10 protein-coding genes are annotated in these 15,535 nt (G+C 42.9%); 4 read left to right on the top strand and 6 right to left on the bottom strand.

Annotated elements, in window-relative coordinates; translation table 11 throughout:
- Positions 1-259: 259 nt before the first annotated feature.
- The 6 genes from LNTAR_RS21030 to LNTAR_RS21005 form a co-directional block, all read right to left on the bottom strand.
- Positions 260-1,627, bottom strand: coding sequence for a sulfatase-like hydrolase/transferase (locus tag LNTAR_RS21030; protein ID WP_007280782.1), 1,368 nt, complete (start codon positions 1,625-1,627; stop codon positions 260-262).
- 9 nt (positions 1,628-1,636) lie between these two features.
- Positions 1,637-2,521, bottom strand: a complete 885-nt coding sequence (locus tag LNTAR_RS21025) for a carboxylesterase family protein (RefSeq protein ID WP_007280781.1) — start codon at positions 2,519-2,521, stop codon at positions 1,637-1,639.
- 70 nt (positions 2,522-2,591) lie between these two features.
- Positions 2,592-3,980 carry a sulfatase gene (locus tag LNTAR_RS21020; protein WP_007280780.1) on the bottom strand — a complete coding sequence of 463 codons (1,389 nt, stop codon included), beginning with the start codon at positions 3,978-3,980 and terminating at the stop codon, positions 2,592-2,594.
- Complete coding sequence (locus tag LNTAR_RS21015) at positions 3,981-5,351, bottom strand: sulfatase (RefSeq protein WP_162026440.1); 1,371 nt, start codon at positions 5,349-5,351, stop codon at positions 3,981-3,983.
- Between the two features lie 400 nt (positions 5,352-5,751).
- The gene (locus LNTAR_RS21010; RefSeq protein WP_157473764.1) at positions 5,752-7,389 is read right to left on the bottom strand and encodes a sulfatase family protein; all 1,638 of its coding nucleotides are present in this window, start codon (positions 7,387-7,389) and stop codon (positions 5,752-5,754) included.
- Between the two features lie 50 nt (positions 7,390-7,439).
- Entirely contained in the window at positions 7,440-8,912 is a 1,473-nt protein-coding gene (locus tag LNTAR_RS21005) for a sulfatase (RefSeq protein ID WP_007280777.1), read from the bottom strand.
- 175 nt (positions 8,913-9,087) lie between these two features.
- On the opposite strand from LNTAR_RS21005, the gene LNTAR_RS21000 reads away from it, so the two are divergent.
- The 4 genes from LNTAR_RS21000 (at position 9,088) to LNTAR_RS20985 (ending at position 15,534) form a co-directional block, all read left to right on the top strand.
- Positions 9,088-10,719, top strand: coding sequence for a sulfatase family protein (locus LNTAR_RS21000; RefSeq protein WP_007280776.1), 1,632 nt, complete (start codon positions 9,088-9,090; stop codon positions 10,717-10,719).
- Between the two features lie 194 nt (positions 10,720-10,913).
- Entirely contained in the window at positions 10,914-12,413 is a 1,500-nt protein-coding gene (locus LNTAR_RS20995) for a sulfatase family protein (RefSeq protein WP_007280775.1), read from the top strand.
- A 144-nt stretch (positions 12,414-12,557) separates the two neighbouring features.
- Complete coding sequence (locus LNTAR_RS20990; protein ID WP_007280774.1) at positions 12,558-14,048, top strand: sulfatase-like hydrolase/transferase; 1,491 nt, start codon at positions 12,558-12,560, stop codon at positions 14,046-14,048.
- Between the two features lie 16 nt (positions 14,049-14,064).
- A complete protein-coding gene (locus tag LNTAR_RS20985) occupies positions 14,065-15,534 on the top strand; it encodes a sulfatase-like hydrolase/transferase (RefSeq protein WP_007280773.1) in 1,470 nt (489 codons plus the stop codon).
- The last annotated feature ends 1 nt before the right edge of the window (position 15,535 follow it).

Here is a 15,535-nt window from a genome sequence, read left to right as displayed (position 1 = left end):
TTTTTGAAAAATTTCATATGTTTTATGTATTAGGGACAGAGGCTGTCGGTATAAAATCACACGATTAGCCACAATAAAGGGCATGATGCGACCCATACGAGAAGGACGCTGTCATCCTCGAGCTCTCCCTGCAAGGATTTGCCAATCCTTGACCAGGCGACTAGGGGCTTTGCCCCGCGTTATTGATAATCATGAAAAAAAAAGAGCTTCTTTTGCGGAATCCGCAAAAGAAGCTCTAAATAAAAAATTTAAGTTTAAGCTATTTTTTTGAGTTCTTTTTAGTTTTATCTTTTTTGCCTTTCTTAGCTTTTTTCGTTTTATTTGGATCCCATTTAACGATGGTGTTTTTTGACATGGGAGTGGCCATTTGGCTTAGCCATTTATCATAAATCTTTTGTAGTGCCTGAACTTTTTCAGGGTGTGAAGCAGCTAAATTTTTTGATTCGCCAATATCGTCAGAAATCTTATAAAGTTCAGTTACACCCTTATTGAAAACGAGTTTCCAATTGTTGAGTTGAATGCCAGTTTGCCCGTCACCGTGATTCCAGAAGAAGGGGCGATCGAGATTGTCTTTATCACCGCGAATAACAGGAAGCATACTTTCGCCATCAATATCAGATAAAGCGGGGAGTCCAGCAGCATCTAAAAGAGTAGGGAGAATATCCAATGAAATCACGGGAGATTGGGTGTCTTGTCCAGCTTTGATTTGTGCGGGCCAAGACATGAGGAAAGGAACGCGAATACCACCATCGTAGATGTCGTGTTTCACTCCTCTTAAGGGCTTATTATTGGCAACCATAGATTTAGCCCCACCATTGTCGGAGAGGTAGATGATAATGGTGTTTTCGTAGATATCGTGCTTTTTAAGTGTTTTAACAATTTCACCAACGCCCAAGTCTAAGTGTTTAAGCATGGCGACTAAAATGTCTCGGGTTTCATCGCCTGAAACAGCTTTGATATCTTCTGCAGGAGCTTGGGCAGGTGTGTGTACGGCATTGTAAGCTACATAGGCAAAAAAGGGCTTGTCCTTATTTTCTTCGATGAACTTAACTGTTTCTTCAGTAATACGTGTCGTGAGGTAGCCTTTGTCGTCGATGGGCTCTAGTCCGCGGTAGATTGGCCCTCCAAACTTGCCGTCGTATTCTTTTTCCAAACGGAAGAAATCGTGAGCACCACGTCCCATAAAGCCGTAGAAGTCATCGAAACCACGGTGAAGAGGGTGGTATTTCATTTCATGGCCAAGGTGCCATTTACCGAAAGCCATGGATTTGTAGCCCGCCTCTTTAAGGTAATTAGGAATGAATTTGGCATTTAAGTCAGTTCCAGTTCCGCCTTCACCGGCGGTGTAGATTCCATAGCGTTGTTGGTAGCGACCCGTCATTAAACCTGAGCGAGTCGTTGAACAGACTGAGCCAGAAGTGTAACCGCGATGGAAAATGACACCTGATTTAGCCAAGGCATCGGTATGAGGTGTACTAATGTAGTCGTCATGCTCCGGGTTGTAACTTACGTCAGCGTAACCCTGGTCGTCTGAAAGGATGACGATGATATTGGGCTTGGAGTCGGCTAAAGCTACAAAATTTACGCAGAGTAAAGCCAGGAATAATTTTGTAAATGAATTTATCATGAGGGTTCCTTATTTTCGATTATTAAGTGATTTAGAGAAGAGCCAATCCCACACGTTTTCAGTTGTGTCGCATTTAGGACCTGCTAATTCTGTTTTGTAGCCTGAGTTAGAGTCTCCGTCATAGTTGTAGGCATATTTGTAAGCAGCGTGTCCTGCCTTACTGACTTCGGTGTATTTCATGTTGCCTTGAACTTTTTTGATGGCATCAAATATGGTGCGGCTCTTATCAACGGGGATGGTAGCGTCATCGTCACTGTGAAAGGCCCATACGGGAACATCTTTAAATTTTGAATAATCCATCTTGTCGTATTTTGGGTCGAGTTTGATGTGCCAGCCTTCCGGAAAGCCAGCTCCTGCACTGGGAATAGCTGCGGCAAAATAATCGGGACGATTCCAAATGCTGAGCCATGTGCCCTGACCGCCAAGTGAGTGTCCAATGACATAGATACGATCTGAATCAATCGAGTATTCTTTTTTGAGTTTTTCTATCAGCTCTAGGCTTACAGTCAAGGGTCCTTTTTTACTGGAATCTCTGCGGTGTTTGAAGGTCCAGTTGGAGTTCATCTGAGGTGAAAGTACAAAGCAGGGGTGTTTTCTGCGGAGATTTTCTTCACTTAAATAAACATGCCAGTCTTTCAGGTTTTTTTTATTCTTAGTTCCCCGGCCACCGGCACCATGTAGGCTGAGAATGAGTGGGTAGGATTTTGATGAATCATAATCAATGGGCTTCATCAGCCGGTAAGGCAGATAATCGTATTGACCTGCTTCATGCAGGCCGCTGTCGATAAGTTCCTGCAAATCTTTACGAGTGATCTTTTTCGTATCTGCAGCCGTACAAACTAAAGACCCAAGAAGAAATAGGGAACATGCAACAGTGGGTAAAATTTTGATCATGGTTTACGCCTGTGTTTTATCAAAAAAATTCTTGTAAGTAAATAAACGCGCTCGCTTAAATATTACGCTTTTACTTTTTAAACTCAGGGATTTCTTTGAGTTTACTTCTCAGTCTTTTTAGCACTTCTTTGTACTCAGGGTTATCCACTTGGTTAAAGTGTTCACCTGGATCGCGTTGATGATCATAAAGGGCTTCTTTTTGACCTCTCCAGTTAATCAAACGGTAGCGTTCAGTTCTGATGGAGCGATCGGCATTTACGTATGAGATAGCTTCTTCTTTCCATTCTACTTTTTTGCCTTTCATAAGAGGGATCAAACTGCGTCCCTCGGCAGTTTTAGGAGTAGGGACACTGGTGATTTCAGTGATGGTAGGTAGGACGTCAATGAATTCCACAATCTTATCTACTTTGTTCACGGAGGATTTAAGTTTTGGGTTGCTGATCATGAGCGGTGCACGGCAGGAGCGTTCGAATAAGAGCGTTTTGTTGAAGTAGCCTTTTTCGCCGACCTGATAACCGTGATCACTGATGAAAACGACTAGAGTGTTGTTGCTTAAATTTAATGCTTCGAGTTTATCTAAAACGAGTCCAAGTTGTTCGTCCATATAGGAAATGCTAGCGTAATAAGAGCGTACGAATTCTAAGCGTTTTTGAGTATCCATCTTATCAAAAGCTCTCTTAAATACATCATAGTAGGCCATCATCGGAACTTTCGAGGCATTTTGCGGTGTTTCAGGAAGCTTGATAGATTCCATTGGGTACATGTCAAAAAAGCGTTTGGGTGCGAAAAAGGGATCGTGGGGACGACTGAAACCAACGCCGAGAAAAAAGGGTTTTTCATCTTCAGCAAGCTTTTCGAGGTGCTGCATTGTCCAGCGAGCTGTTCTTGAATCAAATAAGATATCTTCTTTTTCAGTAACACTGCGCCAGGTCATAAAGCCTAATTCACCTTCAGTAAGATTGCGGCCTTCACCAATCGTTTTTCTTTCATCAAAAGCGGGACGATAAAAATTATAATCTTTGCCTTGGGGGTGGAGCTTACCGGTTCTTAGGTTGGTTATCCCTGTCCAGCTTTGTGGATCTTCGTGGTGAAAGATTTTACCGGTGGAGATCACTTCGTAGCCCTGCTTTTTAAAGGCTTCGGGCAAGGTTGTGATATCAGGAGCAGTCTTGCGCAGTTGGTCGGCATTGCTCAGGCAGCCACTTGTTCCCGGGTACATACCGGAAAGGATTGAATTCCTACTGGGGTTACAGAGTGGGTATTGAGAATAGGCCTGTGAAAAAAGAACGCTTTTTGAGCGCAGTTTATCCAAATTGGGAGTTTTTACTATTGGGTGACCATAGGAAGCAATATCGACGTTTAAGTCGTCGGACATAATAAATAAGACGTTCATTTTATTTTCTTGAGCATGGAGAAAAAGAGTGCTCAGAAAAAGGGCACACGATAGTAATTTTTTCATTTATTTTACCTTAAATCCTTTAGAGATTGCGAGATTTTTGAGTTTAGAAACCAGAGCGATGCGCTCGGGGTTGTTGATTTGATTGTTCAGTTCATGGGGGTCATTTTTTAAATCGTAGAGCAGGAGAGTCTGATTTGCGGGGTCTGCATTAATCAGCCTCCAGCGATCAGTTCTTACTGACCAGCCATCGCGAACTTGTACTTGGCTAAAACTTACGGCTTTAACGGAATCAGCTGTTCCGTTCATGGCAGCCTGGAGTGATGTTCCTTCGAGCTCATCGAGTTGCGGAAGTTCGCACATTTCGATGAGAGTAGGGAAGAGATCAATTAATTCAACGACTTTGTCATAGCTCTTAACTGTTTTGTTTGCGGGGTCCGCAATGATAAGTGGGACTCTTGCCGAGGCCTCAAAAAGCATATTTTTACCCCAGCAGAGATGCTCACCAAGGTGAGTACCATTATCACCGAATAGAACGACAATAGTATTTTCTTTTAGTCCTGCATCATCAAGAGCCTGCATGAGTTTTCCAACTTGAGCGTCCACATAGGAGACTGTTGCGTAGTAGGCATGATTGAGTCCCATGCGCTGTTCTGCGGTAATGGCTTCTTCGAGCTTTGATCCAGCAGTGTTTTTCGCCGTGGCCGGAATGACTTCATTGGCATATCGACTCCAGGAGTGATAAAGTTTTTTTGGGTCGTAGAGCTCATAATATTTCTTTGGAACGATGAGTGGTCTGTGAGGTTTCAGAAAACCCATAGCCAAGAAAAAGGGTTTGTCTTTCTTCTTTTTAATCCACTTACTAACAGAAAGGGTGTTGGCTCCATCAGCCAGATCTTCATCACGGCATTCAGGATCTCGCCACATGGCATTCCAGTGAATGTGACCTGCGTCAACAAGGACTTCATTACCGGTATTAGCACGTTTACGTGCTTCAGGAGAGGTTCCTCCGTCAAGAATAAAGTCCCAGTCTGTTTTTTCGTTGTTATCAATATGGTTAAAAACCTTCCCGGCACGTGCAGTGACGTAACCATGATTTTTGAAATAGGATGGGATAGTCTTTACGCCGGGTTGAGTTTTGTAGAGTGATGGGCCATTTGAAATAATGCCGGTGGTATTGGGGCGCAAGCCACTCATGAAAGATGAACGACTGGGACCACATACCGGGAATTGGCAGGCGGCATTAGTAAATACGGTTCCTCTGGCGGCCAATTTATCGATATTAGGGCTGATTACATCTTTGTTTCCATAAGCACCGAGGTAACAATTAAGGTCGTCGGAGACCATAAAAATAACATTGGGGCGACTCTGTTCGCAAAAGGCGTTAAGAGCTGTTAGTAACATTGTTGCAAGAGTAATGAGTAATTTGTGCATTCGATTGTTTGTCTGCATTTTGGAATTATGACCTGTGTTCTATTAAAAGTTAATAACGTCGTGTTAAACTTTATTATGCAGACAAAGTCAAAAGCTTAATGAATTATGAATAATTTTATGCGAAAATTTCTAATTCTATATGGTTCTGTATATGGGGTTATATTAAAAAAAGCTCGGATTCATTAATCCGAGCTTTTGCCTTTGAGGAAGTGATAGGCAACACCAAGGATTTATCACTTAGAAAGGACTTGTTGTGTCAAAATTATTTATAATTGCCCATATAGCGGGGAAAAGCCCCTAGTTGCCTGGTCAAGGATTGGCAAATCCTTGCAGGGAGAGCTCGAGAGGGACAGCGTCCTTCTCGTATGGGTCGCATCATGACTTCTACCTAATCGAGAACTTATTTATTTTTCTTCTTTTTATCTTTCTTTTTATTATCATCTTTGTTTTCTTTATCCTTCTTCTTGCCTTTCTTCTTTTTTGTAGGTTTTGAACCATCTGAAGGTCTCAAGTTTTTTAATGAATCTAGGATGATGTCGAAATCACCTTTGCCCAGGGTGTTAGGGCCGGGGATGAATTCACCGTAGGGGCGTTCTGGGAAAGTTTTTAATTTCTTGGTCAGCACGACCTGCATTTCTTTAACTTTGGGAGCGTATTCGGGATTGAGAGCTAGGTTTTTCATTTCATCCGAATCGCTGCTTAAATTGTAGAGTTGGTCATATTCAAGGGCTTCTGGTTTCATGAAAGAGCGACCAATCCCACCGGAAAGGCCAAGAAGTCTTTTTGCATAATTTTTTGAGCTTTCCATAGCTTCCAGGTGCTCTTTTGTGTAGCGCAAGGCGACGTAGTTCCAGTCTTTTGTTTTAATCGCTCGCGCAGGGCCGTTCTCACAGTAAACATAGTCACGATGTTTTTGAGTGGGGTTTTGGAAAAGGCTTTTGAAGCTGATGCCGTCGAGAAGGTATTTTTCCGGAAGCTTTGCACCAGCGATATCAAACCAGGTCGCAACAAAATCGGTACTTTGAACAAGTTCTCCGCAGCGAACATTTTTTTTCATTGCAGCAGGCCAGCTAATGATACAGGGAACCTCAGTGCCGATTCCATGAAGCGAAGCCTTGCCTTTACTGCCGTGGTCGGCAACAAAACAGATGAGCGTGTTATCTGCAATGCCCAGTTCTTCCAAACGATCCAGTAGGGCACCTAGGGAGTCATCCATCCACAGAATTCCACCTTTTTCTGCAGGGTCTAAGCCGATTGCAGCAACGCGACTGCGGACTGTATCGCGATTCATATTTCCGATTGGTTTTTTGATTCTTCCTTCACCAGTGATGAGTGGTTCGTCAAGTGATTTATCCCAGCCTTTAGGAGTCCCGTGAGAGAGTGTCGTGCCATAGTAAAGGAAAAAAGGCTTATTTTTGTTCTCTGTAACAAATTCTAAAGCAGCTGCAGTAGTCCACTCAGGGTTGTGTGTATTGAAAGGTGATTTGAGGTTGCCCATGTAGACATTTTTAGCCCAGTCAAAACCTCTTTTTTTAATGAGTTCACGGCCGTGTTTTTCAGCTTTGTATTTTTGTTCGTTTACTTTGTCGCTATAAGGAGTGTTTTTTTCCGGGCCTAAGCCATGAGTGCTACCTACATGATACTTGCCCACAAGTCCAGTGACGTAGCCATTGTCGGATAAGACTTGCGCAACATTCATATTGTCGTTCTCTAGTCCCAAATTAAAAGCAGGGAGTCCTTGTGTGCCTTTTGGACAATCTTCCAAGTATTGTGGAGAGTAAGAATTACCCGGGTAGCGACCCGTCATACAGGTGTAGCGCGAAGGCGTGCATACTGTGGAGGTCATGTGCATTCTATCAAAAGTGATGCCGTTTTTGGCTAGGCGTTCCATGCTCGGTGTGAGGCCTTTGGGACCAGTATAAAGGCTACAGTCTAACTTGTCGTAATCGTCGACAATGAAGAAAATGATGTTGGGGCGCTCACTCTTTGCGAAGATCGCAAGAGGGAAAAATAATGCGAGTAATAAAATCTTATGCAAAATGGTCTCCTGGTTTAATTGATACTTTTTAAATTTGAATGAAAGAAGGCTTACTTTTTGATCCATTCATATGAATCACCTTTCAGTACGAGCTTGAGTTTCTTTTTATTCATTCCAATTGGGGCAAACTTTTTTGGGCCATGAGTAATCATCTCTTCTTTGATAGCTTTGTACTCTGGGTTGTCTGCTAGATTGTTCCATTCGTGAAAATCTTTGCTGTGGTTATAGAGCTCCTCGCCTCCTTCTTTGTATTTTATATAACGCCATTTTTCGTTAATCACTGTGTAACTCTTAGGTTCTGTGTAGGGAACAAAGACGGTTCTTTCTGGGCTATTTGCGGGCTTCGCTAAAATATTCTTAAGTGATTTTCCATCCAGTCCTTTGTCGGGTGTGATGCCGCAGAGGTCGGTGAGTGTCGGATACATATCGATGAGTACGGAAGTATAGGAAGTCGTTTTTCCCTTGGCAATGCCGGGACCGGCCCATATGAAAGGCACGTTGGTGGTGCGCTGCCACATGGTGTGCTTGCCCCAGTTGCCTTTTTCACCCTGAGCGTAGCCATGGTCAGACCAAAAAACAATGATCGTATTATCTTTATTTGGACTATTCTCTAATGCGTCAAGAACTCGCCCAAGGTTTGAGTCAGCGTAAGAAATGGATGCCAGGTAGCCCTGGATAGTTGACTCAACAATTCCGAGCTCAATGAGTTTGTCGTGAATGCCTTTTTTACGAGCTAATTTCTTTTTTCTTTCGGGTTGAGGGATGTCGTCTAGGTCACCTTCTTTCCAAGGCCCGTGTTTGATGCTCTCAAGTGGGTACATATCAAAAAATCTTTGAGGGGCATAGTTGGGGAAGTGAGGTGCGTAGAGACCTAGGGCCATAAAGAAGGGCTTGTCGTGTTTTTTGCTGATGATATCGCAGGCCCATTTGGTTCTTAGAGTATCAACTATTTCGTCTTCTTTGTCATTGGGAATAGCTCCCACTTCCATGAAGGGGCGGCCTTTCCATTTCTTGTCGACTTGATTGAATTTACTGGCTGGAACCTGGGCGGGCATCGGTGCTTCATAACCCCAAGTTTCCACTGGCCAGCCATTTTTGCGTTGATCTTCAGTTCTGAGATGAAATTCAGTCCATCCGCGTGGGTCAATATGCCCCGTGGGGTGGTGAAAGAGTTTGCCTACACCATAAGTATTGTAGCCGCCCTTATTGAACGCCATGTGAAGTGGAATGTAATCGGGATGATTATGAAAATAGATTTGATCGGTATAACAGCCGGAAGTGGTGGCATTTCTTCCTGTAAAGATGGCTGTTCGCGATGGCGCACAGTAAACACCCGAGGTATGAGCATTGGTAAAGGTAACACCCATTTTTGCCAGCCTGTCCATATTAGGTGTTTTGGCCATTTTGGAGCCCATGGGGCCAATCCAGTCGTTCATATCATCTACGGCAAAGAAGATGACATTGGGTTTTTCAGCGGCCTGAAGACTAAATAGGCAAAGCAAAGCGGTGAAAATGAGTTTCATATACATTCCTGTATCTTTTAAGTTTATATATGATAATAAGCGGAAACTCGATAATATTATGCCCCGCTAAACAAAAACTTAATTTTCCTAGTACTTAAGCGTAAGATTATTTAACTTTTGTTATTGTCTTACAAGACTAAATCAATCATTTTTAAAAATCATTTAAGGAAACAAGATGAAATTTTGTTTGTTATTATTATCCGCGTTTTTGACTTCGTCCTTGTGGGCCGAGAAGCCCAATATTGTTGTCTTTCTTGCAGATGATACAGATAAGTCTCAAGTGAGTCTCTATGGTGCCAAGATACTGACGCCTAATCTGGATCGTTTAGCTAAGGAAGGCATGGTGTTTAACCAGGCATATGTAAGTTCGACTGTTTGTGTACCTTCGCGATATACTTTTGTGACGGGGCGTCATCCTGGTCGTTCAAAGTACCCGTCTTACATAGAGGAGTTTCCGGAAAATAAGCAGGGCTCACCGGAATTTAATGTGGGGCTAGAGCTAGATGGTATGAATGTTGGAAAAGTCCTTGCCGATAATGGCTACGTGACGGGATGGACCGGTAAGTATCATATTGGTGGTGTGGATTTTAAAACTAAACTAGGTGAAGCCAAGGGCTTAGACCCCACTTTGAAAGAATCTGATGAAATCATGATGGCATTAGAAGAGGCCACACGTAAACACGTGACAGAGAAGCTTGGATGGTCATGGGCTAAACACATGTATGAAGGCAATATGGTTCGTGGCTACAGTGAGCATAACTTGGAATGGACGGTAGAAGCTGCGCTAGATTTCCTGGAAGAGAATAAAGATAAGCCCTTTTATTTGCACGTCACTACAACTCTACTGCACGGCCCAGATCAGTCTTGGGAGTCGAGCTTTAAGCATCCAAATATTACTGGAGAAGGTCGTATAAGTCGTAAACTTGATGCTGAAATGCCTCCTAGAGAAACAATTGCCAAGCGTTTAAAAGAAGCCGGCTATGATCATGCCTTAGGCTTGACCTGGATGGATGATGGCATTGGCGCAATTTTAAATAAGTTGGATGAATTGGGTATTGCTGATAATACAATTTTTATTTTCGTCCCTGATCATGGCTCTACGAAAAAGGCCTCTATGTTCAGCAAGGATGGTAGCAATGTGCCAATGGTGGTGCGCTATCCAAATGGGATTAAAGCCGGCACTGTATCTGATTCCCTTGTTCAGAATATTGACTTTGTTCCGACCTTTTTTGACTATGCGGGAGTTACGCCTCCAGAGGCTTACGAAATGGATGGCGTTTCCATGCGACCTGTTTTTGAAGACCCGGAAAAGCAGATTCACGAGAGTCTCTTTTTCCAATTGGGAAGTGCTCGCGGGGTGCTTAAGGATGGTTTTAAATACATTGCCAACCGTTTTTCAGAAGACCGGATTAAGAAAATTAAGTCAGTGAGTAATAAAGAGGGCTTAGGGGCAAAAATGACCTATACCGATGGTCACATTGGCGTGGGGACGCGCGGCATGAGATTTAATCCAGAGTACTTGGAGTATGATCAGCTTTATAATTTGAGTGATGATGCCCTGGAGAAGAAAAATTTATCTAAAAACCCTGAGTATGCTCAGAAACTAAAGGAAATGAAGGCAGAGCTACTGACACACCTGAAGCCTTTTGATCGCCCCTTTGGTGAATTTATTGAAGGCCCTGGCGCTGTGGCTCCCGGTCAGATTGACGAGGAGATTGCGACTTTAAAGGCGCATATCCTAGCTGGTGGTTACGTGGGTAAACCCAAGAGTACACCTAAAAATAAGGGTAAAAAGAAAAAGAAGTAAACGCTACGGACACCCGAGGAAATAAGTAAGGGATCGAATGAAAACCAGCTTCTCAAGGGAAGCTATTTTTTTTTGTAAAACATTGCCTCATGGGGCATTGTAAAGCTTGATGATTTTTATGTAAGCATAGCGTAATATTTATGCGGAGTTCGCTATAGGCTTATATGATTTTAAAAACTGTTTCAGGAATAAATATGACTTTTCGTACTCTTATAATTTCGCTCTCATTTTTACTAGGCTTTACTGCCAAGGCCGAAATGCCCAATTTCATCTTTATCATGACGGATGACCAGGGCTATGGTGATCTGGGTTGCTATGGTCACCCGATTATAAAGACGCCCAATATTGATAAAATGGCTGATAGGGGTGTTCGCTTTACCGATTTTTATGCGAGACATAAATGTTCGCCAGCTCGAGCTTCACTTATGACTGGTGCCTTTAATTTTCGCGTAGGCGTTGGTTCTATCGTTTACCCAAACTCAACGACAGGTTTGATTAAAGAAGTGGTGACGATTCCCGAAATGCTTAAAGAGAAAGGATACACCACTGCTCTAATTGGTAAATGGCACCTCGGTCACACTGCGGGTTACCTGCCAAGAGATCAGGGTTTTGATTATTACTTCGGTGTTCCAGGCACTAACCACGGTGATGCCAAGACTCACAAACTGCCGGTAGCCGAGGGTTTTAAACCAAGCGGGGAATTCACTATCGAGGATTATTGGGCCGACAAGGGCAAGGGCGTGCACGGGAATTCAACAATCTTGATGAAAAATGACAACGTCATCGAGTGGCCAACAGATATCACTCAATTGACTAAACGTTATACTCACGATGCAGTTAGGTACATTAAGGAAAATAAAGATAAACCATTTTTCCTTTACTTTGCTCATGGTACTCCTCACCACCCCTATACAGTTGATGCTGCATTTCGCGGAAAAAGTGATCATGGGCTTTATGGCGATATGATCGAGGAAATTGACTGGTCCGTTGGTGAAGTCATTAAGGCACTTCAAGAAAATGGCATTGAGAAAAAGACGATCATTGCTTTTACTTCAGATAATGGCGCGGATTCAAAACCAAATAAAGAACATGCCGAAAAGGGTTCAAACTTACCTTTAAAAGGCTGGAAGGGTAGTTCAGAAGAGGGCGGTGTTCGCGTTCCTTTTGTCCTTAGCTGGCCAGGAACTTTACCGGAAGGCAAAAAGACTAATGAGATTGCTTCGCTCATGGATATCTTTCCTACTTATGCAGCTTTAGCCGGGATTGAACCTGAGGTGCCCCAGAAAATTGATGGCAACAATATTTTCCCTATTATGATGTGTGAGCCTGATGTTAAGTCACCGAATAAGTATATCTTTTATGCTGGTAACACGCCAAAAATTACTGGAGTCCGCAACCATCGTTTCAAATATTCTACCAAAACTTCAGGCCTTTACGACATGCATGCTGATATTGGTGAAACAACAAATGTCGCGGATAAATACCCAGAAGTTTTACAGGAGCTCCAAAAGGCTATGGAAGCTTTCCAAAAGGATATCGATGAAAATTCAATGGAGGCTCCCTTTGATGAGGGTCAGGCGGCTTACGTAGAGATTAAGAACAAAAAAGACAAAAACTCCAAGGGAGATAAGAATAAAGAAAAAAGCTCCAAGGCTAAGAAGAATAAAGAGAAAAAGAATAAAAAGAATAAGTAAGTCCCTTTAATTGGCCTCATATCACAAAGAATATTTTAGATAATCAAATCATCGAACTGATCATCATAAAAAGTCGATGATATAAACCAGAAATTTTAGACACCGATGCAAGATATCGGTAAAAATGAAAAGGAAACCTCAACTATGATAAAAGCCTTATATACCGGTGTTTTACTCGCACTATCTTTTACGAGCCCAATACTGGCTGAAGAAAAACCTAACTTCGTCATTGTTTTGGCAGATGATGTCGCTTGGTCAAGCTTTGGCTGTAATGATGCAGGCCTTTATACAAATACCCCGAATATAGATAAGTTGGCTAAGCAAAGTGTTCGATTCACAAACTTTAGTGGAGCAGTAGCTCAGTGTGGTCCCATACGACATGAGCTTTACACAGGTCTGCTACCGCCAACAAGTGGTATTTACACAAATGGTAATAAACCTTCGGGAGAATTCAATAATATCGCTAATTATCTTGGGGACTTGGGTTACAGAGTCGGCTTAGCCGGTAAGAGCCACTTTAAAAGAGTGACTGATTTTATCGATATTCCCGGTTTTGCGAAGGACGCAAATCATGAGGAACCGACCTGGGAAATGAGTGGGGTAAAGCAGTTTTTAGAAACATCTAAATCGGAAAATAAACCGTTCTGTATGGTTGTCGCTTCAGTAAATGCTCATCATCCCTGGACCATTGGCGATTACAAAACTTACCTGGATAAGGTTGTCATACCGCCCCACATGGTGGATACGCCTGCAACGCGTGAATCGCTGGCAAGGCACGCTGCTGAGGTAGAAGACCTGGATAAACAGGTCGGAGAGACCATGAAGATTATTGATGAAATGAATCTTGCGGACAATACAGTTTTTATTTTTTTAAGTGAACAGGGTACCTCTTTACCCAATGGTAAATGGTCGATCTATGATTACGGCACCAAAGGCCTTTGTTTAGCGCGCTGGCCGGGTAAATTTAGCCCTACGGTGACAGATGCGGTAGCTATGTACTGCGATATCTCTGCAACTTTAATCGATATTGCAGGTGGAGATGCACCGGCAATCGACGGTAGAAGTTTTTACTCAGTTTTAAAAGGTGAAGCCTCTGACCATCGTGACCATGCTTTTTTAGTTCATCAGGCAGGCGGTTTTATGCAAAGAGCGATTCGTAGTAAAGAGTTCAAGCTAATCTGGAGTCCTAAGCAGGAGAACCCTTACTATGTAGATACTATTATGAACCCCAGTCGCAACTCCATATTTGCTGTGGCATGGAGAGAGTGGCTAGAAAAAGCTAAGACGGATTCAGATGCACAAATGAAAGCTGACCGCCTTTTAATAAGCCCTGAATTCGAGCTGTATGATCTGAAAAACGATCCCTGGGAAATGAATAACTTAGCTACAAATCCGGAATACGCACAAGTAGTTAAGCAGATGCATGAGAAGCTAAAAGCTGACATGAAAGAAATGAATGACGAGTTTTCAAGCATCGATCCAAAGGATGCCAAGAAAGCCAAAAAAGCCAAAATGAAAGAGCAGGGCCAAGATCCTAAAAAGAAAAAATCGGCCAAGAAAAAGGGCTCAGATAGCGATCAGTCTGATAAAGCAGACAAAAAGAAAAAGCGCGAAAAAAAGAAAGCGGAAAAGTAAAAAGACATATCTCATTATGATAAAACTGAATCGACAATTTGTTACCTCCCTAGCATGTCTCGCATTTTTCACTGGCGTCGTGAGTTTGCAGGCTCAGCAAAAACCCAATATTCTTTTTTACCTCACCGATGACCTCGGTTATGGGGATATCGGCTGTTACGGAGCGGAAGGTCAGTACACGCCGGCCATTGATCAGTTGGCGAAAGAGGGGACGAAGTTTTCCAGCTTCTACGTGCATCAGCGCTGTAGCCCCAGTAGGGCGGCATTCATGACGGGTTCATACGCTCATCGAGTGGGCTTGCCACAAGTTATATACAAACATAGAGAGGGGCCAATAGGACTTAATCCATCGGAAATTACACTTCCCGAGTTAATGAAAACGGCGGGGTATAACACTGCTCTCGTTGGTAAATGGCATTTAGGTGAGTGGAAACCCTTTCATCCTTTAAACCATGGCTATGATTATTTTTATGGCTTCCTCAAAGTTATAGAGGGCTCTGAAAAGCCCTCACTCATTGAAAACAGAAAAGAGCTCGCCAGTAAAATTCAAAAGACTGAGGGACAGGCTCCGGGTATGGTGAAAGCAGCTATTAATTTCATGACGAAACACAAAAAGAACCCCTTCTTCCTGGTTTATTCTGACCCCATGCCTCATGCGCCTTATTTTCCTTCTGAGCAATTTAAAGGAACATCAAAACGCGGTAATTACGGCGAAGTCATTCACGAAATCGACTGGCAGTTTAAGCATTTAATGGATGCTCTGGATGAATTGGGACTGAAAGAGAATACCATTGTTGTTTTTACCTCTGATAATGGCCCCCCAGTTGAACGTCAAAAAAAGTATGATGTTGGTTTAAGTGGCCCTCTACGCGATGGTAAATGGACGAATTTTGAGGGCGGTGTACGCGTGCCATTCATTATTCGTTGGCCCGGAAAAGTTAAGGTCGATGCCTCAAGTGATGCGATGATCGGCATTATTGACATGCTTCCAACTTTCTGTGAGCTTGCCGGAGTTGATGTTCCAAATGATCGCGTGATTGATGGTGTTAATATTCTTCCACAGTTACTTGGTGATCAAGAAAGCAAAGCTTTGCGTGAGACGCAAATTGTCCCTGGAGCGACCATTATCCACAATGGCTGGAAATATTATGCGAAACAACAAAATCCCTACAATAACAAAAAGCCTGAAGATTGGAATGGACTGCAACCAGCCAAGGAGGGAGCGCTCTTTAACCTTAAAGAAGACATCGGAGAAACGACTGAAGTATCCGCTCAGCATCCCGAGATCGCTGAATCTTTGAAGAAAAACATGGCCAAATTTATGGCTGAATTAAAGAAGAACTCCAGACCGGCTGGTGATGCTTCAAATCTTGCAGAGAAAAACTTCCAAATCGAACGCTTGCCAGCGAGTTCTCAAGCCGCAAATAAAAGCGCAAAGGGCAGCAAAAAGAAGAAAGACAAAAAGAATAAGAAGAACAAAAAATAAA

The sequence above is a fragment of the Lentisphaera araneosa HTCC2155 genome (genome assembly GCF_000170755.1).
Taxonomy (GTDB): Bacteria; Verrucomicrobiota; Lentisphaeria; order Lentisphaerales; family Lentisphaeraceae; genus Lentisphaera; species Lentisphaera araneosa.
Note: the sequence above shows the minus strand (reverse complement) of the source record. Positions and strands in the feature narration are given on the sequence as shown.

Bases quoted from the DNA above. Each gene is read 5' to 3' on its own strand.
- LNTAR_RS21015 (WP_162026440.1), bottom strand. From the start codon at position 5,351: ATGCACAAATTACTCATTACTCTTGCAACAATGTTACTAACAGCTCTT.
- LNTAR_RS21025 (WP_007280781.1), bottom strand. From the start codon at position 2,521: ATGATCAAAATTTTACCCACTGTTGCATGTTCCCTATTTCTTCTTGGG.
- LNTAR_RS21005 (WP_007280777.1), bottom strand. From the start codon at position 8,912: ATGAAACTCATTTTCACCGCTTTGCTTTGCCTATTTAGTCTTCAGGCC.
- LNTAR_RS20985 (WP_007280773.1), top strand. From the start codon at position 14,065: ATGATAAAACTGAATCGACAATTTGTTACCTCCCTAGCATGTCTCGCA.
- LNTAR_RS21000 (WP_007280776.1), top strand. From the start codon at position 9,088: ATGAAATTTTGTTTGTTATTATTATCCGCGTTTTTGACTTCGTCCTTG.
- LNTAR_RS20995 (WP_007280775.1), top strand. From the start codon at position 10,914: ATGACTTTTCGTACTCTTATAATTTCGCTCTCATTTTTACTAGGCTTT.
- LNTAR_RS20990 (WP_007280774.1), top strand. From the start codon at position 12,558: ATGATAAAAGCCTTATATACCGGTGTTTTACTCGCACTATCTTTTACG.
- LNTAR_RS21020 (WP_007280780.1), bottom strand. From the start codon at position 3,980: ATGAAAAAATTACTATCGTGTGCCCTTTTTCTGAGCACTCTTTTTCTC.
- LNTAR_RS21030 (WP_007280782.1), bottom strand. From the start codon at position 1,627: ATGATAAATTCATTTACAAAATTATTCCTGGCTTTACTCTGCGTAAAT.